The organism is Erythrobacter sp. S57(2025) (assembly GCF_057365055.1).
Window position 1 is genome coordinate 1108535 of sequence record NZ_CP200299.1, and the last position, 18589, is coordinate 1127123.

The 18589-nt window shown below is 59.0% G+C and carries 19 protein-coding genes and 1 tRNA gene; 6 read left to right on the plus strand and 14 right to left on the minus strand.

The window, feature by feature from the left end:
• Nucleotides 1–22: 22 nt before the first annotated feature.
• From lexA to AC0V6N_RS05380, 11 genes are all read right to left on the minus strand, one after another.
• Nucleotides 23–706 (minus strand): transcriptional repressor LexA, encoded by a 684-nt coding sequence (lexA, locus tag AC0V6N_RS05330; RefSeq protein ID WP_486170552.1) that lies wholly within the window; start codon nucleotides 704–706, stop codon nucleotides 23–25.
• Between the two features lie 209 nt (nucleotides 707–915).
• On the minus strand, nucleotides 916–2100 hold the full coding sequence (locus AC0V6N_RS05335; protein WP_486170553.1) for a molybdopterin molybdotransferase MoeA: 1185 nt from the start codon (nucleotides 2098–2100) through the stop codon (nucleotides 916–918).
• Entirely contained in the window at nucleotides 2097–2594 is a 498-nt protein-coding gene (moaC, locus tag AC0V6N_RS05340) for a cyclic pyranopterin monophosphate synthase MoaC (protein ID WP_486170554.1), read from the minus strand. Before moaC ends, AC0V6N_RS05335 begins: the two co-directional genes overlap by 4 nt.
• A gap of 166 nt (nucleotides 2595–2760) precedes the next feature.
• Nucleotides 2761–3549, minus strand: coding sequence for an indole-3-glycerol phosphate synthase TrpC (trpC, locus tag AC0V6N_RS05345; protein ID WP_486170555.1), 789 nt, complete (start codon nucleotides 3547–3549; stop codon nucleotides 2761–2763).
• A 6-nt stretch (nucleotides 3550–3555) separates the two neighbouring features.
• The gene (trpD, locus tag AC0V6N_RS05350) at nucleotides 3556–4545 is read right to left on the minus strand and encodes an anthranilate phosphoribosyltransferase (protein ID WP_486170556.1); all 990 of its coding nucleotides are present in this window, start codon (nucleotides 4543–4545) and stop codon (nucleotides 3556–3558) included.
• The gene (locus tag AC0V6N_RS05355; RefSeq protein WP_486170557.1) at nucleotides 4545–5153 is read right to left on the minus strand and encodes an anthranilate synthase component II; all 609 of its coding nucleotides are present in this window, start codon (nucleotides 5151–5153) and stop codon (nucleotides 4545–4547) included. The genes trpD and AC0V6N_RS05355 overlap by 1 nt, the downstream gene beginning before the upstream one ends.
• Before the next feature lie 32 nt (nucleotides 5154–5185).
• Nucleotides 5186–5575 carry a ribosomal maturation YjgA family protein gene (locus tag AC0V6N_RS05360; protein WP_486170558.1) on the minus strand — a complete coding sequence of 130 codons (390 nt, stop codon included), beginning with the start codon at nucleotides 5573–5575 and terminating at the stop codon, nucleotides 5186–5188.
• 2 nt (nucleotides 5576–5577) lie between these two features.
• Complete coding sequence (gene pip, locus AC0V6N_RS05365) at nucleotides 5578–6549, minus strand: prolyl aminopeptidase (protein WP_486170559.1); 972 nt, start codon at nucleotides 6547–6549, stop codon at nucleotides 5578–5580.
• The gene (locus tag AC0V6N_RS05370) at nucleotides 6549–7385 is read right to left on the minus strand and encodes a phosphodiester glycosidase family protein (protein ID WP_486170560.1); all 837 of its coding nucleotides are present in this window, start codon (nucleotides 7383–7385) and stop codon (nucleotides 6549–6551) included. Before AC0V6N_RS05370 ends, pip begins: the two co-directional genes overlap by 1 nt.
• Before the next feature lie 28 nt (nucleotides 7386–7413).
• Entirely contained in the window at nucleotides 7414–8943 is a 1530-nt protein-coding gene (gene trpE, locus AC0V6N_RS05375; RefSeq protein ID WP_486170561.1) for an anthranilate synthase component I, read from the minus strand.
• 31 nt (nucleotides 8944–8974) lie between these two features.
• The gene (locus tag AC0V6N_RS05380; RefSeq protein WP_486170562.1) at nucleotides 8975–10912 is read right to left on the minus strand and encodes a SurA N-terminal domain-containing protein; all 1938 of its coding nucleotides are present in this window, start codon (nucleotides 10910–10912) and stop codon (nucleotides 8975–8977) included.
• A gap of 275 nt (nucleotides 10913–11187) precedes the next feature.
• On the opposite strand from AC0V6N_RS05380, the gene tpiA reads away from it, so the two are divergent.
• The 3 genes from tpiA to pyrG all read left to right on the plus strand — a co-directional run bounded on the left by tpiA (nucleotide 11188) and on the right by pyrG (nucleotide 14195).
• Nucleotides 11188–11952 (plus strand): triose-phosphate isomerase, encoded by a 765-nt coding sequence (gene tpiA, locus AC0V6N_RS05385; RefSeq protein ID WP_486172428.1) that lies wholly within the window; start codon nucleotides 11188–11190, stop codon nucleotides 11950–11952.
• A gap of 85 nt (nucleotides 11953–12037) precedes the next feature.
• Nucleotides 12038–12427, plus strand: a complete 390-nt coding sequence (secG, locus tag AC0V6N_RS05390) for a preprotein translocase subunit SecG (RefSeq protein ID WP_486170563.1) — start codon at nucleotides 12038–12040, stop codon at nucleotides 12425–12427.
• A 133-nt stretch (nucleotides 12428–12560) separates the two neighbouring features.
• Nucleotides 12561–14195: a CTP synthase gene (gene pyrG / locus AC0V6N_RS05395; RefSeq protein WP_486170564.1), complete on the plus strand. Its 1635-nt coding sequence runs from the start codon at nucleotides 12561–12563 to the stop codon at nucleotides 14193–14195.
• A gap of 448 nt (nucleotides 14196–14643) precedes the next feature.
• Here the strand turns inward: pyrG and AC0V6N_RS05400 are convergent, their stop codons facing one another.
• The gene (locus AC0V6N_RS05400; RefSeq protein ID WP_486170565.1) at nucleotides 14644–15150 is read right to left on the minus strand and encodes an Hsp20 family protein; all 507 of its coding nucleotides are present in this window, start codon (nucleotides 15148–15150) and stop codon (nucleotides 14644–14646) included.
• Nucleotides 15151–15323: 173 nt separating this feature from the next.
• Between AC0V6N_RS05400 and grxC the strand changes: the two genes are divergently transcribed.
• Genes grxC through AC0V6N_RS05415 form a run of 3 tightly spaced genes read left to right on the plus strand, consistent with a single transcriptional unit; the run spans nucleotide 15324 to nucleotide 16950 of the window.
• Nucleotides 15324–15587: a glutaredoxin 3 gene (grxC, locus tag AC0V6N_RS05405; protein WP_486170566.1), complete on the plus strand. Its 264-nt coding sequence runs from the start codon at nucleotides 15324–15326 to the stop codon at nucleotides 15585–15587.
• 10 nt (nucleotides 15588–15597) lie between these two features.
• Complete coding sequence (locus tag AC0V6N_RS05410; protein WP_486170567.1) at nucleotides 15598–16416, plus strand: carbon-nitrogen hydrolase family protein; 819 nt, start codon at nucleotides 15598–15600, stop codon at nucleotides 16414–16416.
• Nucleotides 16417–16425: 9 nt separating this feature from the next.
• On the plus strand, nucleotides 16426–16950 hold the full coding sequence (locus tag AC0V6N_RS05415; RefSeq protein ID WP_486170568.1) for a DUF1178 family protein: 525 nt from the start codon (nucleotides 16426–16428) through the stop codon (nucleotides 16948–16950).
• A gap of 40 nt (nucleotides 16951–16990) precedes the next feature.
• Here AC0V6N_RS05415 and AC0V6N_RS05420 read toward each other — a convergent pair.
• Nucleotides 16991–17067: transfer RNA gene (locus AC0V6N_RS05420), tRNA-Arg, on the minus strand.
• Nucleotides 17068–17385: 318 nt separating this feature from the next.
• Nucleotides 17386–18534, minus strand: a complete 1149-nt coding sequence (locus AC0V6N_RS05425) for an MFS transporter (protein ID WP_486170569.1) — start codon at nucleotides 18532–18534, stop codon at nucleotides 17386–17388.
• Between the last annotated feature and the right edge of the window lie 55 nt (nucleotides 18535–18589).

The window sequence follows — 18589 nt, forward strand, 5'->3', positions numbered from 1 at the left end:
ACCTGTCCCCGCGAACACCGTATCAGTGATAGCGACGTAGCAAGCCTGCAAGCTTGCCCTGAACTTCCACTTCGCCCGAGCCATAAACCTGTGGGTCATAGGAGGCGTTTGCCGGATCGAGCCTTACAAGCCCGCCATCCTTATGGAGGTATTTGAGCGTTGCCTCTTCGCCGCGCACCAGCGCAACCACAATCTCGCCATCGCGCGCCGTGTTGGTGCGGCGGATCAGAGCAAAGTCACCATCGAAGATGCCTGCCTCGACCATCGAATCGCCAGATACCTCAAGCGCATAATGCTCACCGGGGCCAAGCAGAGCCGCGGGCACGGGAAGCGAGCTTTGCCCCTCTAGAGCCTCAATCGGCGCACCTGCTGCGATCCGGCCATGAAGCGGAATGTCGATCACGTCATTGGCCGGTTCGGGCACGTTAGTGTTAGCTGCTGGCGCTCGTGCCGACATCGCAGGCGCACTCGCACGCGGTGCAGGTGTCGAATCCTCAGGTTGCTTGATCACTTCCAAAGCGCGGGCGCGGTTGGGGAGACGACGGATGAAGCCGCGTTCCTCAAGCGCTGAAATCAGACGGTGAACGCCCGACTTGCTCTTGAGATCAAGCGCTTCCTTCATCTCTTCAAAACTGGGCGAAACCCCTGTTTCCTCCAGACGCTGCTGGATGAAGCGGATCAGTTCATGCTGTTTTGCCGTTAACATGGGCAAACTCCGTAAAGGCGCACTCGTCGCGCAGCGCGCAAACGCTGCAAAGTGCCAAACTTGTCGCGCCCTCAGAGGCAGCGCCCATTCACACGGAAAGCTGCATTACAAGGCACTCTCTCGCGCACCTATATGGTGAACGGATGTAGAACAAGTAGGCAACTTCAATTGCCAAGTCAAGCGCCTCAGATCACCAAACCCCGCAGAACTCAGCCGTTTTGGAGGTTGTAGACAGGAACGAGGTCCCCAGCCTTGCTCGCAGGTGAGTTGGCCGGGCGGTTAATCAGGCAATTTGCCGTTGCCAGTGACCGTATTGCGCTTGAGTCTTGTGATGCCGCGAGGCTGACTTCGCCGCCCATAGCGATCCCTCTTAGGAACTCGCGCCGGTTGCCGGTGGCAGGCAGGTCGTGCGCGGCTCGCATCGGAGTGCTTTGCGGCAGCGGCTCCCCAGCTCCCATGGCCGCCCCGATCAGGGGCAGGGCGAACAGGAAGCAGGTCACGAAGCTCGATACCGGATTACCCGGCAGACTCAGTATGACCTGCTTCCCCCGTGTCGCCACCATCAGCGGTTTGCCTGGCTTGATCGCAACCTTCCAAAACGCGATGTCGGCGCCCCAATCGCGCAGTGCCTGCTGGATGAGGTCATGGTCGCCCACAGATGCGCCGCCTGATGTGATGAGGATGTCGCAGTCTGCCGACCGCCGCAACGCGGTGGCAAGCGCGGCGGCATCGTCTGGAACGGGGCCAAGCATGGTGGGCATGCCGACATAGGAAGCCACCATGCTCGCCAGCATCACGCCATTGCTTGCCGGGATCTGGTGCGCGGCGAGAGGCTCTCCTGCGGGCACCAGTTCATCACCGCTGTCGAGCACAGCGACCTTGGGCGCGGCCACCACCGGCACTTCGCCATGCCCGGCCGCGATCGCCAGTGCCATTGCAGCAGGGGTGAGGGCTGAACCTTTGGTGAGCAGCGTGTCGCCTTCACCGAAGTCGAAGCCTGCGCGCCGGATGTGCTGACCGGGAGAGGGCATCTCGGTCGCCATGACCATCATGCCGTCAAGTGTCGCATCCTCTTGGATCAGCACGCGGTCTGCACCGCTTGGCACATGCGCTCCGGTGGAGATGCGGGTGCATTGCCCTGCTTCGAGCACTCCCGTGAACGGAGCGCCTGCGCGGCTCTCTCCAACGTGCTCCCATGGTCCGTCTCCGGGGGCCAGCGCATAGCCATCCATGGCTGAGAGGTCGGCTGCGGGCTGCGTGCGTTTGGCAGCCACGTCGCGCGCGAGGTAGCGTATGCCTGTACCGGGAGCCAAGGGCACGACGGCTTCCCCGAGCGTCGGCGCGAGGGCGAGCAGCCGCGCCTGCGCCTCTTCAAGGTCCAGTAGCTCGCTCAAGCCACAGCCTTCCCATCCGCTCGCCAAGTGCCGCTCTTGCCGCCGCGCTTCTCGATCAGTCGGACCTCACCGATCACCATGCCTTTGTCGATCGCTTTGGCCATGTCGTAGATGGTGAGCAGCGCGGTTGAGACGGCCACCATCGCCTCCATCTCCACGCCCGTCTTGCCCGTAAGTGAGGCGGTGGCGGTGGCGCGCACGCCCCAAGTGCCATCAGCTTCCTCAAACGCGAAGTCGACATTGACCGCTTCCAGTCCAAGCGGATGGCACAGCGGGATCAGCTCGCCCGTGCGTTTGGCGGCCATGATCCCGGCGATGCGGGCGGTGCCCAGCACGTCCCCTTTTGGCGCGTTGCCTTCGCGGATTGCGGTGAGCGCTTCGGGTGACATGGTGATGATGCCAGAGGCTATCGCGACCCTGTGCGTTTCCACTTTCCCGCCCACATCGACCATGCGCGCTGAGCCGTCTTTGCCGATATGAGTGAGATCGTTCATTTTCAGTGCCTTAGGTGAGACATGGACCGCATGTTACACGGTCCTGGGAAAGAAAAATCACCACCGCACAGACGGTGGCTTCTAAAGGAATAGAACCAAGCTTTGATTGCTGTCCACTGCATGCCCTGTCCATGCCAAATTGGCGGGCTGTAAGAAAGCGGTCCACTTATCCGTTGAGCAGCGTCCGGGTCGCCTCAGCCACGTCATCTGCGCGCATCAAGCTTTCGCCGACAAGGAAGGTTCGCACACCGCTTTTCGAAAGACGTACGCAGTCTTCGTGGCTCGCAATTCCGCTCTCGCCAACCAGCAGCGCAGTGTCCGGCACCATTGGCGCAAGGCGCTCTGTGGTTTCAAGCGAAGTGGTGAATGTCTTGAGGTCGCGATTGTTTATCCCGATCAGCTGCGAATTGAGGTGCGCAAGGGCACGCTCCATCTCGGCCTCGTCATGAACCTCGACCAGCACGTCCATGCTATGTTCGCGCGCCGCCGCCTCAATCTCGCGCATTTGCGCGTCCGAAAGCGCGGCAACGATAATCAGGATCGCATCAGCGCCAATCGCGCGTGCCTCAAGGCATTGCCACGGATCGACCATGAAATCTTTGCGTAAGGCAGGTATCGCACAGGCTGCGCGCGCGGCCACGAGGTAATCCTCATGCCCTTGAAAATAGGGTGCATCGGTCAGGACGGACAGACAAGCTGCGCCGCCCGCTTCGTACTCGCGCGCATGCTGAGCGGGTTGGAAATCGGCACGGATCAGGCCCTTTGACGGGCTTGCTTTCTTGACCTCCGCGATTAGCGCAAAGCCGGTTTCTGACTTGGCACGCAAAGCCGCCTCGAAACCGCGCGGGGCTGACTGCTCACTCGCCGCCGCCTCTAGCGCAGCGACAGTGGTTGCCGGTTTGCGCGCGGCCACTTCGCTCGCCTTATTGACGCAGATTTCTTCGAGCTTATTCATGGGCCCTTACTTTGCCAGTTCGATCCAGTTTTCGAGCAGTTTGAGCGCTCGGCCTGAATCGAGCGCTTCTGCTGCCATGGCAACGCCATCTTCCCATTCCTGCACCTTGTCAGCGACAATCAGCGCGCCTGCCGCATTTAGCTGCACCGCTTGGCGATAGGGTCCCGGCGCGCCGAGCAGCAGAGCCTTTAGCGCGGCGGCATTGTGGGTTGCATCATCGCCGCGAATGGCTTCGATGGGGGAATTGGGCAGGCCAGCCTCGGATGGGTGGACCCGGTTCATCTCAAACGCATTGCCGGTGACGACGGCGACTTCATTTCCGCCTGCCAGGCTCAATTCATCCAGCCCCTCATCGCCGGAGACGATCAAGGAGCGGCCCGTGCCAAGCTTCGCCATCGCGCCTGCATAGATCGGCACATAGGCAGGGCGCGCGATCCCGATCAGCTGACTGGTCACGCCAGCAGGATTGGAGAGCGGACCCATCAAGTTGAAGATCGTGCGCTTACCAATCTTAAGCCGGATGGGTTGGATGCGGCCCATTGCGGGGTGGTGGTTCTTTGCAAACAGAAAACAGATGCCCAGCTCTGCGAGCGTCTTCTCCGCCGTCTTGCCCGCCGCATCCATGTCGAGGCCCAGCGCTTCCAGCGTGTCTGCCGCGCCCGCTTTGGATGAGGCGGCGCGGTTGCCATGCTTTGCCACGGGCACTCCGCAAGCCGCGACAACTAGGCTTACGGCGGTGGAGACATTGAGCGTGTGGTGCCCATCGCCGCCGGTTCCGCATACGTCGATGGAGCCCTCGGGCGCATCAATCGGGATCAACCGAGCGCGAAGGGCGCGGGCTGCGCCAGCGATTTCGTTCGAGGTCTCGCCGCGTGCCGACAGAGCGATAAGAAACTGCTCGATCTCATCCTCAGTGGTCCCGCCATCCAGCAGAGTGCCAAATGCGGTTTCGGCTTCTGTTTCAGTGAGCGGTTTGGAGATGTCGGGTAGGCTCATTAGCTCACTCTTTCAGGAAGCGCCGCGTCAATGCCGCAGATGTTGAGGAAGTTGGCGAGCAGCGCATGGCCATGCTGCGTCGCGATGCTTTCGGGGTGGAATTGCACGCCGTGAATGGGGAGACTTTCGTGGCGGAATCCCATGACGCTTGCGTGGTCACCCCCGGGAGTTTCTGCGTGGGCATTGGCGATCAGGCTGGCAGGCATGTCGACCACTTCAAGGCTGTGATAGCGGGTTGCGGTGTAGGGCGAGGGCAGGCCTGCAAACACACCCGTGCCATCATGCGTAACTTCCGAAGTCTTGCCATGCATCAGCCCGCCGCGCGTAACCGTGCCGCCGAAATGTTGACCGATGCTCTGGTGCCCCAGACACACGCCGAGCAATGGCTTTTCCGCATCCGCGCAGGCCGCAACCAGATCGAGGCTGATCCCTGCCTCATTGGGCGTGCAGGGGCCGGGCGAGATGAGAAAGCCGCTCGCATTGGTGGCAATCGCTTGCGCCGCGGTCAGTGCATCATTGCGCTCCACCCGCACTTCAGCCCCCAGCTCCATCAGATAATGGACAAGGTTGAAGGTGAAGCTGTCGTAATTGTCGATGACCAGAATCATTGCAGGGGCTTTCGCGCAAATGGTGGCGGGGTTCAAGCTTGGGCGCGGCTCTTGTGCCAAGCATGCACTGCACCGTCCGCAATCACGGCTGCAACTGCGCCGACGCCATAGGCTACGATATCCTCCCAAGTGAAGGTCGTACCGAGCACAATGCGCGCAACCGGGTTGTCCTGAAGGCCAAGCAAAGTGAGCGCATCGAGATATTGCATGATCTCAACCGCAAGCCCGACCAGAAAGGCGAAGAGGGCGGCGATTGAGCGGCGCAGATCAATCACGCTGAGCAGCGCGCAATAGACCAGCATCACTGCGAGCACATCGCCAAGCACGGGTCGGATGAAGCTGTCGCGAACGAAGAGCGCGATGACGATCTCAATCGCGAGCAATGCCGCAGCGGCGAGCGCATATCCGCGATGCAGCCTCAATCTCAGGCGCCCGCAAACTTATCCGTTGCGCGCACCAGACCGTCGATAATCCCCGGCTCGCTTGCCGAATGACCGGCGTCATTGACGATCCATAGCTCTGCTTGCGGCCATGCTTTCTTAAGCGCCCATGCGGCGGCAGGCGGCGTGCAAATGTCGTGGCGACCTTGCACGATGATCGCCGGGATATGGCTGATCTTGGAAACATCACGCAGTAATTGCGCTTCCTCGAGGAAGAAATCTTCGAGGAAGAAACGCGCGCAGATGCGGGCAAAGGGCACCGCTTTGGACGGGTCGGCAAATTCTTCGAGCAAGCCTTCATTGGGCAAAAGCGTCGCGACCGAGCCTTCCCAAATCGACCATTCCTTCGCTGCTGCCAGCCGTGTTGCTTCATCGTCGCTGGTTAGGCGCGAATAATACGCCTTCACCAGATCGCCGCGCTCATCCTCTGGGATATGGCCAGAGAAACTGTCCCATTGTTCCGCCATGATCTCGCTCGCGCCAAAGCGGTAGAGCCAGCCTTTTTCCTGCTGGCGGGCAAGGAATACGCCGCGCAGCACGATTTCGGACGTGCGCTCCGGGTATTTTTGGGCATAAGCGAGCGCGAGTGTCGCACCCCAGCTGCCACCAAAGACCTGCCATTTATCGTGGCCGCACATTTCACGCAGATGCTCAATATCATCGACAATGCGCCATGTATCATTGTGCTCGATTTCAGCGAAGGGCAGCGATTTGCCGCAGCCGCGCTGGTCGAACAGCAGCACGTCATATTTGGCAGGGTCCCATTGGCGTCGATGCGAAGGGGCCATGCCGCCGCCCGGTCCGCCATGCAGAAATACGGCAGGCTTTGCACCCGGCGTGCCCACGCGCTCATAGTACAGCTGATGGCCATCGCCGACATCGAGCATTCCCGTCTCATAGGGCTCAATCTCAGGATACAGTTCGCGCTCGTATGTGAGCATATTGCCGCTTCCCATTACTTGGTCTCCACAATGATCAACGGGCCGACCCTGCGGCCATCCATGCGCCCCGTGCTTGGATCCCACAGCGAGGAGATGTTCCCGTCTAGGAACAGTGCATTGGACGCTTCCAACTCATCGCGGAAATAGCGCGCGAGTTGCCCAAAGCTGAGCGGCGCGTTTGAGATCACGAAATGCGCTTTGCCATCGCCCGCAATGCCGACCCCGTTGCGAAGCGCTTTGGACGGGCCGTCCTCAGAAATCTCAGGGTGCAATTCGCCATTGATGACGAGCATCGGCCCTGATTGCGTGCCGAAATTGGGGCGCGTGCCGATGGTGCGCAGGAATGTGTCTGTATCAAGAATACGCCAGCGCGTGGTGCCGCCGAAGAAAACGCCATTGGGTTTCAGGAAAAAATTGCCCGAACCATCGCCGCGGTTGAGTTCGGCAAGGCGGTCTTCATCGCGCACAAAATAGCCAACCGGCTTCAGATCATCGCCATACATGCCGCCATTCATGACGAAAGCAATGTCGCCTTCATTCTTGCCAGCGGCCCAGCCTTCGATAGTGCCGAATTTGTCGCCGCTAACAGGTGCCAGATCAGTGCGAATGCGGTGGAGTTCGGGGTCCGCGACGCAATGCGTGAGCGAGACGCCTTCGAAAGTCGCAGGCTGACACGCGGAATTGGGATTGGAGGCGACTTCCGGCACAGTTTCCTCGGCCGCCACCGGATCATCGGCCGCCACTGGCTCACCCAGCTCCGCGCGCACCACAGGCTCACCAGCAGGCTGTTGCTTACAGGCGGAAAGCAGCATGACGGGAGCGCATAGAAGGAGGGCGGCTTTCGTTCTCATCGTGTCATTCTCTCAAGTCGAATTCGGCTCATTGGCCAAACCCCGGTTCACTGGCGACCCGCACCGCCTCTTTGGCCGCAGCGATCAGCGCGCCTGCTTTTGCGCGGCATTCGGCCAGTTCGTAATCAGGATCGCTGTCTGCAACAATCCCAGCACCGGCCTGCACGTGCATGGTTCCGTCTTTGACGACCGCCGTGCGCAAAACGATGCAGCTATCGACTGAGCCATCCGGTGCGAAATAGCCGACGCCGCCCGCATAGGCACCGCGCGTTTCCGGCTCCAATTCTGCGATGATTTCACACGCGCGTATTTTGGGAGCGCCAGAAACCGTGCCTGCGGGAAAGCCTGCGAACAGCGCGTCGAGAGCGTCTTTGTCGCCGCCCAACTGCCCAACCACATTGCTGACGATGTGCATGACATGGCTGTAGCGTTCGATGGTAAAGCTGTCGGTGACTTCGACGCTGCCTTTTGCGGCGACACGCCCCACATCATTGCGCCCCAGATCGAGCAGCATGAGGTGCTCTGCCAGTTCCTTGGGATCAGCGAGCAAGCTGACTTCGTTGGCGCGGTCTTCTGAGGCGTTTTCGCCGCGCGGGCGGGTACCAGCGATTGGGCGAATAGTGACTTCTCCATCGCGAACGCGCACCAATATCTCAGGGCTGGAGCCAACAATCGCGAAGCCAGGCAGATCGAGAAAATAGAGAAACGGCGAAGGGTTCACCCGTCGCAGAGCACGGTAAAGCGCCAAGGGAGGCAGCTCAAACGGGCACGTGAAACGCTGGGCGAGCACCACCTGAAAGATATCGCCCGCCAGAATGTAGTCCTTCGCGCGGCGGGCCAGCGCCTTGTATTCCTCACCATCCATCACCGGCGTTAGCTCCGGATCCTGCGTAGTGGGAGCGGTGCGGGGCTCCTCTGGGCGAGGCTGCACCAATGCGCGCAAAGTTTCATCAATCCGTTCGCCAGCGCTTTCAATGGCGGCGGCAGGATTGGTCGCGCTCCAAATTGGCGCGATGCAGAACAGTTCGTCTGACAGGCCATCAAAGACCAGAATGACCGTTGGCCGCACAAACAGCATGTCGGGCAGCGCCAATTCGCTCGGCTCAGCACGGGGCAGGGTTTCGACCAGACCAATCGTTTCATAGCCGAAATAGCCGACCAGACAGGCAAGGGCAGGGGGCAGCTCTTCGGGCGTATCAATCCGGCAGGCATTGGCCAGCGCGCGCAGCTCGCTCATCGCATCGCGTTCACACGGTTCGAACGCGTCACGGTCGTGCTTCCATGTGCGGTTGACCGCCGCTTTGCCCTCGGTGCCGCGAAACACCAGATCAGGATCGAGGCCGAGCAGGCTGTAACGCCCGCGCACTTCGCCGCCCTCAACCGATTCGAGCAGGAAATCACCACGCCCCGGTTCAATCAAACGCCGCGCAGCGCCAACCGGCGTATCGCAATCCGCGACCACGCGCCGCCAGACCAGCGCTGGTGCGCCAGCTTCTAGCGCAGCGGCAGCTTCAGCGGCGTTTTCAAGCTGCGATCCTGTTTCTGCCGAGATACTCACGCGTCAGTTGAAAGGCTCAAGGGCGATGCCCTCAGCTTTCCCCTGCCAGAACAGCACGAAGAGCTTCGATCGCTTCTTCATTTCGTTCAACGCCAATCTCTGCCTGAATGGCACGTGCAAATTGCGAGTTGTATTCATTGACCAGAGCAGGCGCGAGCTGCGTGCGGGTTTGCTCCACCAGCTCAGCATTCTCTTCAAGCGGATCGGTTTCAATCGCAGCAAGATCAACCACGTACCAGCCAATGTTGTTCGCATCTTCGAGCACTTTGGTGGACCCTTGCGCCATTGAGAACAGCAACACGAGCGGTGCAGGAACGCGGCGGTTTTGCGAAGCGAGCAGATCCGTACGGCGCAGATTGACGTCTTCGATCTGGCGCAGAGCCTCGTTCTCTTCGCGCATGGCATCGCGCAGGGATGCGCCACCACGAACCGCTTCGAGGATGCGGTTCGCTGCGGCTTGAGCAACCTTGTTGCCTTCTGCAAGGCGCCAACGCAGCGTCACTTCATCGCGCACATCGGCAAGCGGCGGCGCGGCGCTTTCGGTGATGTCATCAACGTCAAACACCAAGAATTGCGCGCCCGGCACCAGCTCAGCGAGTTGTGGCTCGCCCTCTTCCATCTGGAATGCGGTGTCGAGGATGGGTTGAAGCTGAGGAGGAAGCCCGGGAGCCGCTGATCCAAACACCTGACCACTGGCCGTAAGCTCTGGAATAGCGGTCAATTCAAGGTTGAACTGTTCCGCCACGTCAGACAGCGATGTACCGGTGTCGACCATCTGCTCAATCTGAGTGCTGAGGTCGATCAAAGCGGCCGCGCGGTTCTCTTCGAGCAATTGCGCGGCGATCTCGTCACTTACCTGATCCAAGGTGCGGGCAGGGGTGAGGACAATATCGTCGAGCCGCGCGACATACCAACCCAGTTGGCCCTGCGCTGGCGTTATCACCGCGCCTTCTTCAGCGGCAAACACTTGCTCCGCAAAGGCAAAGCTGGTGGCATTGCTCAATTCCTCTTGTGTGCGAGGCTGGGCTGTTGCGACTTGAAATTCAGCCTCACGCGCTGCCGCTTCGAGCGAAATGCCGCCGCGGATACGTTCGACAAGCGCGTTTGCAGCAGCTTCTGTTGGAACCACGAAGGATGAAACAGCGCGCGCTTCACTAGCGGCATATTGATCCGCGGCTTCTTCGAAACGAGCCGCAATCTGCGCAGTGGTCGGCGTGAGGTCCGCCGTGATGCTTTCCGCGCCAAACCCAGCAAAGCGCACTGTGCGGCGCTCTGGCAGGATATAGTCGCTGCGATTGTCACTGTAATATGTGTTGAGCTGTTCGTCGGTTGGATCGCCCTCTGGCGCGAATTCCATCGCCGGGATTAGGCCTATCTGACCTTCGCGACGTTCCAGCACGAGCGCTGCATATTGACGCGCAGCGGCCTCTGGCATTTGCGGAGCGGCAAATGCGGGGCGCAAGACTTGTTGGGCGAGCAGGCCATCCCCGATGTCCTTACGCAGGATCGCATCGGTGATCCCCTGGCGAGCAAGCGCGCTGCGATAGACATCTTCGTCAAATTCACCGGTAAGGCTGCGAAAGGCCGGGATTTTGAGGATTTCGCTGTTCACCAGATTGTCACCTGCGCGAAGGCCATATTCCTGCGCGTAAAGACCGACAGAAAACCGCTCAATCAGCAAATCAAGCTCACCATCAAGCGCGCCGCCAGCCACAAATTGAGGCATTGTCAACGTTGGGTTCTGTTCGCGCGCCCGGCTCAGCGCATTGTTCATAGCGCCGGTCAGTTCAGTATTGGTGATCCCTTCATCTCCGACGACGGCCACCTTGTCATCGCCAGCCAGCCCGCCAAAGGTCGACGTGCCTGAAATATCGCTCGCCGCAAAAGCAAGGGCGACGATGATTAGAAAGCCAATAAAGATTGGCAGGCCGATTTTAGACTGAAAGAAATTTCGAAACAGCGAGATCATTTCATTGTTTTCCCGGTTCGCATTGCTGCTTTTGTTGAAAAGGCAGCCGAATTTGCGCGCGTGTATGAACTGTTGTTGGCTGAAAACCGGCGATTCTCTAATCGAAGCGCTTGGCCTGCAACCTTGGCAAGGCGCTTTATCGGCCCTGCGACCTCCCGGCAACAGGTTGGCGTATGTTTTGACTATAAGTATCGGCTCGGCTAGCGGACGCGGCCCCTCAGCCCTAAATGGATCGCCAGATTCGAAATGGGTTCTTCAATTTTCAGGAAATTATGATGCCCCAGCGGCCCTACATCGTTGGAAACTGGAAGATGCACGGCACACGGGCCATGCTTTCCGAAGCGCGCGCGATTGATCGCGCGGCCCAGCGCCATATGAAAGTGGAAGTGGCGATTGCGCCGCCATACACTCTGATCCACCCCGTGCACCGTGAGGCGGAACAGATCGCAGTGGGCGCGCAGGATTGCCACGATCAGGAAAGCGGCGCTTACACAGGCGACATTTCTGCGGCGATGATCGCGGATGCGGGTGGCAAATTCGTAATCCTTGGCCATAGCGAACGGCGCGAGGCCCATGATGAAAAGGACGCTCAGGTCCGAGCCAAGGCAGAGGCTGCACTCGAAGCGGGTCTCCGCGTAATCCTGTGCTGCGGTGAAAGCGTAGAAGTTCGCGATGCAGGCAATGCTGTTGCGCATGTTAAGCGTCAGCTGAAAGCCTCGCTCCCCAAAGAGATAGAGAACGTGACTGAGCGATTGACCGTTGCCTATGAGCCAATCTGGGCGATTGGCACCGGCAAAGTCGCAGGCGCAGACGACATTGTGGAAATGCACGCAGCGATCCGCGCGCTTTTGGTCGAAATGTTCGGCGACGAAGACGGTGCAGAGGTTCGTATCCTTTATGGCGGTTCGGTAAAGCCTGAAAATGCGGGCGAAATTCTGGGACTGCCCGAAGTCGGCGGCGCGCTAGTGGGCGGGGCGAGCCTTACCGCTGATAGCTTTATGGGCATTGCTTTGGCCGCAGGCGAAGGCGCAGAGGTTTAACGCCAAGCCGTTCACACACCTTGCTCTCATGAGGTGCAATGCCTAAGTGCGCTTGCACCAAACACTTCAGGTAGAAGAAAACTCAATGTCGCTGTTCATTATCCTTACCGTCATTCAGGCCATCGTGGCCGCAGCATTGGTCGCTGTCGTGCTGATGCAACGCAGCGAAGGCGGGGGTCTTGGCATTGGTGGCAACCCATCGGGCGCCCTGGGTGCGCGCGGGGCAGCGGACTTTCTGACCCGTTCTACCAAATGGCTGGCGGTGGCTTTTGTGAGCCTTTCGATCCTGATTGCAGCGCTGGCCGTTAGCGAAAACACCGTTGATGTCTCTAGCGACCTTGATCGCAATGTGACCGCGCCGACTGCCGATGATCTGCTGGGCGAACCTGCAGGCGCAGCGACCGGTGACGATCCTCTGGCAGAGGGTGATGCACAGCCGGCTCCAGATGCTGGCGATGATCCGCTCGCTGAATAAGAAGCGTTTCACCCAATAACCGGCCAATCGCTGGCTAATTTACAACAAATTGCACCGGCTTGTGGATTGCATACGCTTTCCTTCGCCATTTCGCTTGCCCCGAATCCGCAACGCAGCTTAAGGCCCAACTCCCATGGCGCGGTACATTTTTATCACCGGCGGCGTGGTCTCCTCGCTCGGCAAAGGTCTCATGGCAGCATCACTTGCTGCCCTCCTTCAGGCGCGTGGCTACAAGGTCCGCATTCGAAAGTTCGACCCCTACTTGAATGTCGATCCGGGCACGATGAGCCCGTATCAGCATGGTGAGGTCTATGTGACCGATGACGGGGCCGAGACCGACCTCGATCTGGGCCATTATGAGCGCTTCACCGGCGTTTCAGCGCGTCAAAGCGACAATATCACCAGCGGCCGCGTCTATCGCGACATTATCGCGAAGGAACGCCGTGGGGACTATCTCGGCGCAACCGTGCAGGTAATCCCGCATGTAACCGACGCGATCAAACAGTTTGCTCTCGATGGACAGGACGATCACGATTTCATCTTGTGCGAGATTGGCGGCACGGTGGGCGACATCGAATCGCTGCCCTTCATGGAAGCCATCCGTCAGCTGCGTAACGAACTGGAGCCGATGCAGACGCTTAGCGTGCATGTGACATTGGTGCCGTACATCGCCGCTGCGGGCGAACTCAAAACCAAGCCAACGCAGCACTCCGTGCGCGAACTTGCCAGCCTAGGGATCAAACCTGACGTGCTGCTATGCCGCGCCGAGCATCCGATCCCTGACAGTGAGCGTCAGAAGATCGCCAATTTCTGTAACGTGCGCAAAGAAGCGGTGATCCCGGCTCTGGATGCGCCGTCGATCTATTCAGTACCGCAGCAATATCACGACGAGGGCCTTGATGCAGAGGTTCTGCGCGGGTTTGGTATTACCGATGCGCCAGCGCCCAATCTTGCTGCGTGGGAAGATGTGACGGACCGTTACTTCAACCCCGAAGGCGAAGTGACCATTGGCGTCGTTGGCAAGTATGTTGGCCTGCCTGATGCGTATAAGAGCCTCAATGAAGCGCTTGTTCATGGCGGCCTTGCCAACCGGGTGAAGGTCAACATCAAGTGGATCGACGCTGAAATCTTCGAAGGCGAAGAAAGCGAAATCGCCTCCGCGCTCGAACCCATGCACGGCATTCTGGTGCCGGGCGGCTTTGGTGAGCGCGGCTCTGAAGGCAAAATCGCAAGCGTGCGCTTTGCCCGTGAACGCAAAGTGCCGTTCTTCGGTATTTGCCTTGGCATGCAAATGGCCTGCGTCGAAGGCGCGCGTGAAGCAGGCTTTGACGCGGCATCCTCAACCGAATTTGGCGACACCAAGGAACCGGTCGTCGGCATAATCGAAGAATGGATGAGCGAAGAGGGCATCCAGCAACGCGAAGAAGGCGGGGACCTGGGCGGCACGATGCGCCTGGGCGCCTATGAAGCGAAGCTGGGCGCGAACAGCCATATCTCGACCATCTATGGCGGGGTGGAGACGATCTCAGAACGTCATCGCCACCGGTATGAGGTCAACAGCGCCTATATCGAGCCGCTGGAGCGTCAGGGACTGGTCTTTGCTGGCATGTCGCCTGATGGCTTGCTTCCAGAGACGGTGGAGCGGACCGACCATCCATGGTTCGTCGGTGTTCAGTTCCATCCAGAGCTGAAATCAAAGCCATTTGATCCGCACCCGCTCTTTGCCGGCTTTATCGAAGCTGCACTGGAACAATCGCGCCTCGTCTGAGCGTAAGTCATCGCTATAAATTGTCCAGAAACGGCTGCGATTTGCGGCCCATGTAGTGCCGCTTAGCTCGCCCTTAACGCTATATTGGCGTCGACTTTTTACAACTTGTGTAAATAGCTCTTGCCTAGAAGGGGATATGGGGCTTACCCCGCCCGTGACGAGGGAGTTTCAAAACGCGCAAAACGGCAGAAGTCAGCGCTTTTTGGAGGTCTTTTGGGGGTGTCGGGGGACATACAGAAATTAGCAGCAAGCCCGTTTTATTGCGCGGGTTCAATCGCTTGCTGCGCCGAGCTCGAGCTGGAATTGACCGTCTTCTGCGACCCGGACGGTCAGGGCTAGTCGAGGCGACTAACGAGTCGCGGGGGCGAGTCCATTCGGACCGCCCCCACTTAGTTTGCTAACAATGGTTAGTTTGGCGCTTTTCAGAGCCCAAATTTGTGCAAAAATATCAGGCTGCGTCTGCGGCCTTATCCTTGCTTTCATCGCCTTCTTCATCAGGCGACGTCGCATCGGGAACGGCGGTCAGTGTTGCCGCGCTATTCACAGCGATCTTTTTGGGCTTCATTGCATCAGGCACTTCGCGCACCAGATCCACGATCAACAGACCATCGGCCAGCTGCGCGTTTTCAACCCGGACATAGTCGGCGAGTTCAAACCTGCGCTCAAACCCACGATTGGCGATGCCAACATGCAGCAATTCTGAGCCATCATCCACATCGTCGCGCTTCTTGCCTTGCACGGTCAAAAGGTTCGCCTGCGCAGTGATATCGATATCCTGAGGGCGGAAACCGGCAACGGCCAGCGTGATGCGGTAATTGTCTACGCCGCTCTTTGAGATGTTAAATGGGGGGTAGTTGTCGCCGGAGTTCAGGCGTGCCTGGCTTTCGAGCATGTCGAACAGGCGATCAAAGCCCACGGTGCTGCGGCGATAAGGGGTAAAATCTAAACGTGACATAGTTGCAAATCCTCTAGTCTGAGCAATTTGATATTCAGCAAGCCTGCCTCATGCAGCGCTCACAATCTTGCCGCCTGATTGTTACCCAAGACTGGCGGAACGCGGCGACACAAACTAGGTAAGGGCCAAGCCAGAGCTTTCAAGAGGTTTGGCAGCCTCAATGGGATTGAAAAATGAGTGCACCGGTAATCGACATTTACACCAAATTTTCCTGCCCCTTTTGCGTGCGGGCAAAGCATCTGCTGTCCAGCAAGGGTGCTGAGTTCAACGAATATGACATCACGATGGGCGGCCCCAAACGCGATGAAATGATCGCCCGCGCACCAGAAGCGCGCACTGTGCCGCAAATCTTCATCGGCGATACGTATGTGGGCGGTTCGGACGATCTGGCGGCTCTAGAACAAGCCGGTGAGCTAGACACGCTGCTAGCGGGTTAAAGGCGCGCGCGTGCCCAAGATCGCTGTCTTGCAAATGACGTCGGGTATTGATCCCGAGTTCAACATTTCCACCATTGAAAAGGCGGCGTATGACGGAGTCGCACAGGGGGCAACTGTGTTGTTCGCGCCTGAGATGGCGGGCTTGCTGGATCGCAATCGGTCTCGCGCCGCACCTTGGATTTCGGGATCTGGTCCGGGCGAGATGGTAGAACGGTTCCGGAGCCTTGCTCAGCTCCTCCAAATTGATCTGGCGATCGGCTCAATCCCCGTCGCAAGCGAGGGGGATAAGCTTGCCAACCGCGCATTTTATGTCCCTGCCAGCGGCGATCCTTGCGTAACATACGACAAAATCCATATGTTCGATGTGGAGCTGTCTACCGGCGAAAAATGGCGCGAGAGCAGCGCATATGAGCCGGGAAGGGAGGTGGTGACGGTTGAGGATACGCCGCTTGGCCGTCTCGGCCTCACCATCTGCTACGACATGCGTTTTCCCGCTCTGTTTGAAAGCCTTGGGCGCAAGCGTTGTGATGCCATTGCTGTGCCCGCCGCTTTTACCAAGCCCACAGGCGAAGCGCATTGGCATGTGCTACTGCGCGCACGTGCGATTGAAGCCCAAGCCTTCGTCATCGCTGCTGCGCAAGTGGGCAGGCATGAAGATGGGCGCGAGACTTACGGCCACAGCCTCGTAGTCGATCCATGGGGCGAGGTGCTGCTCGATATGGGTGGTGAAGGGCCGGGCCTTGGTTTTTGCGACATTGACCTAGGCCGCATCGCCGAAGTCCGCGAGCAGGTTCCAAGCCTTGCCAATGCCCGCGAAATTCCCAATTAGGCGCATGATATGATCGTATTCGACCTCCATTGCGCCGCCGGGCACCGATTTGAAGGCTGGTTTAGCTCGTCCAGCGACTTTGCTGACCAGCAGTCGCGCGGGCTCGTGACGTGCCCGCAATGCGGAGATGATGATGTGAGCAAAGCTCCGATGGCGCCTGCGGTCCCGATGAAGAGCAATCAGGTGACCGAGCGCCGTCCAGAGCCTCAATCTACACCAGCACCTGCTCCAGCACCTGCTCCAGTGCCTGCGCCCGCGCCAGAAAGCACCCAGCCTGTCGCCAATGGCCCGATGCCAGCCGAAGTGCAAAAGGCGCTGACGAAACTGGCAGAGGCGCAGCAAAAAGCGCTCAAGAACAGCACCTATGTGGGCAAGGATTTCGCCGAGCAATCGCGCGAAATGCACTATGGTGAGCGTGACGAAGCGCCCATCCATGGCCAAGCGAGCCTTGAAGAAGCAAAAGCGCTGGCCGAAGAAGGCGTTCCGGTCGCCCCGCTGCCTTTCCCGATCGCACCACCCGAAGACTTGAATTAGGCCAGGGACGCCAAATTAGAAAATGATGACCCTTTGGGTTTGGTGTCCCCGACAGGATTCGAACCTGTGGCCTTTGGATTAGGAATCCAACGCTCTATCCACCTGAGCTACGGGGACGCGCCTAAACACAGGGCGCACCCATAGCAGCGCGAATGTTGGGAGCAAGAATCAAAAAAAGGCGCTCGGCTATTCCGTAAGTGGGGGAGGGACCCATTCGGAAAAGTGCCGCAGCGCCTCTTTCTAAATCAGTCTTGGGAAAGACTGGTGATACGATCGAAAGCATTCGGTGAAACCGGAGTGACCGTTTGCCCGCTCGGGGGATCGCGGCCTGTCATTCGGTAAGGTCCGTAGCGCCTTCGAGTATTGGTTTAAGCAGACGTGGTTAATGAAGTCCTAATGCGCAGGCTTCTTTTTTGAAGACACGGCACTCGGCTCCTACTCAACTCTTGCCTCAACGCCGCGTTCCGCAAGAAAGGACAGGGTCACTACGGATAGGGAAATCCCGAGGAGCAGTGCACATGTTCCGGCCCAGCCTAAACCGTCATAGATCGCCGTTCCCAGAACGCTGCCCAACGCTCCGCCCAAGAACATAATCACGACATAGCTGGTGGTGAGCCGCGTGCGAATGGCGGGCTCCAGCGCGAGGAAGGTCATGCGACCAGTCACGTCAATGCTGGGCCCGACAATATTGACGACGATCAGCGGAACAAGGATCGCCCAAACGCTCCAACCCAGCGGATACATCAGGGCAACGCCTGCGCATTGGACCATGGCTGCAATCAGCCTTGCGCGGCGCGCGCCTACATTGTCTGCCCAGCGGCCCAATCGCGGCGTGGCGAAGATACTCACCGCAGAGATACCCGCCAGATACCCCACCGTGTCGACGCCATATCCAAGCTCATCGCTGGTCAAATGCAGCGCGAGCGCGAGCCATGTGGCCGTGAAGGAGGCGAAGTTCAGCGCCTGAATCACCGCAGAGATCATCATGTCACGATGCGCGCGGGCGAGGGTGAAAACTGAGGTGAGCAGTTCGCGGTAGCTGCTTTGCGCTGTCTTGGTGGCAATGGCGGTGGTGCGCATAGTAATGGGTAGGAACGCCGTCACACCCACCATCAGGGTAAAGGCGCAGTAATATACGGTGCGCCAGCCGTAATTCTCAGCCACCACGCCTGCTCCCACTCGCGCCACCAGAATTCCAAAGATGACGCCCGTTGTTAGCAGCGCTGTGACTTGCCCCAATCGTTCCGGTGCAACCCGTTTGGAAGCGAAAGCTGGGATCAGATAGGGCGCGATGGTGACAAAGCCGAGCAGCGTCGATGCGAGCGTGAACAGCACAAGGTCTTGCGCCAGCGCCATACCGAGCATGAACAGGCACTGCGCGCTGACAAAGGCGATGCATAGCGACCGGTTCGAATACCGATCGCCCAATGGCAACAGCAGCAGGATGCCCAGCGCCAATGCCAATTGGTTGAGCGCAGGGACAATTCCAATCTCACCGTCGCCCACGCCAAATGTGCGCGCAACCTCGCCGATAATGGGGTGGATGTAATAGGCATTGGCGGTGACGACGGCGCTCGTCACCATCAATGCAAATTCTTGCCCTCGGCTTAGGTGTTCCGGTGGAATTGTAGGCTGCGAT

Excerpts from the sequence above, each read along its gene's own strand:
- lexA (WP_486170552.1), bottom strand. The coding sequence starts at position 706 with ATGTTAACGGCAAAACAGCATGAACTGATCCGCTTCATCCAGCAGCGT.
- moaC (WP_486170554.1), bottom strand. The coding sequence starts at position 2,594 with ATGAACGATCTCACTCATATCGGCAAAGACGGCTCAGCGCGCATGGTC.
- trpC (WP_486170555.1), bottom strand. The coding sequence starts at position 3,549 with ATGAATAAGCTCGAAGAAATCTGCGTCAATAAGGCGAGCGAAGTGGCC.
- trpD (WP_486170556.1), bottom strand. The coding sequence starts at position 4,545 with ATGAGCCTACCCGACATCTCCAAACCGCTCACTGAAACAGAAGCCGAA.
- AC0V6N_RS05355 (WP_486170557.1), bottom strand. The coding sequence starts at position 5,153 with ATGATTCTGGTCATCGACAATTACGACAGCTTCACCTTCAACCTTGTC.
- pip (WP_486170559.1), bottom strand. The coding sequence starts at position 6,549 with ATGGGAAGCGGCAATATGCTCACATACGAGCGCGAACTGTATCCTGAG.
- AC0V6N_RS05370 (WP_486170560.1), bottom strand. The coding sequence starts at position 7,385 with ATGAGAACGAAAGCCGCCCTCCTTCTATGCGCTCCCGTCATGCTGCTT.
- AC0V6N_RS05380 (WP_486170562.1), bottom strand. The coding sequence starts at position 10,912 with ATGATCTCGCTGTTTCGAAATTTCTTTCAGTCTAAAATCGGCCTGCCA.
- tpiA (WP_486172428.1), top strand. The coding sequence starts at position 11,188 with ATGCCCCAGCGGCCCTACATCGTTGGAAACTGGAAGATGCACGGCACA.
- secG (WP_486170563.1), top strand. The coding sequence starts at position 12,038 with ATGTCGCTGTTCATTATCCTTACCGTCATTCAGGCCATCGTGGCCGCA.
- pyrG (WP_486170564.1), top strand. The coding sequence starts at position 12,561 with ATGGCGCGGTACATTTTTATCACCGGCGGCGTGGTCTCCTCGCTCGGC.
- AC0V6N_RS05400 (WP_486170565.1), bottom strand. The coding sequence starts at position 15,150 with ATGTCACGTTTAGATTTTACCCCTTATCGCCGCAGCACCGTGGGCTTT.
- grxC (WP_486170566.1), top strand. The coding sequence starts at position 15,324 with ATGAGTGCACCGGTAATCGACATTTACACCAAATTTTCCTGCCCCTTT.
- AC0V6N_RS05415 (WP_486170568.1), top strand. The coding sequence starts at position 16,426 with ATGATCGTATTCGACCTCCATTGCGCCGCCGGGCACCGATTTGAAGGC.
- AC0V6N_RS05425 (WP_486170569.1), bottom strand. The coding sequence starts at position 18,534 with ATGGTGACGAGCGCCGTCGTCACCGCCAATGCCTATTACATCCACCCC.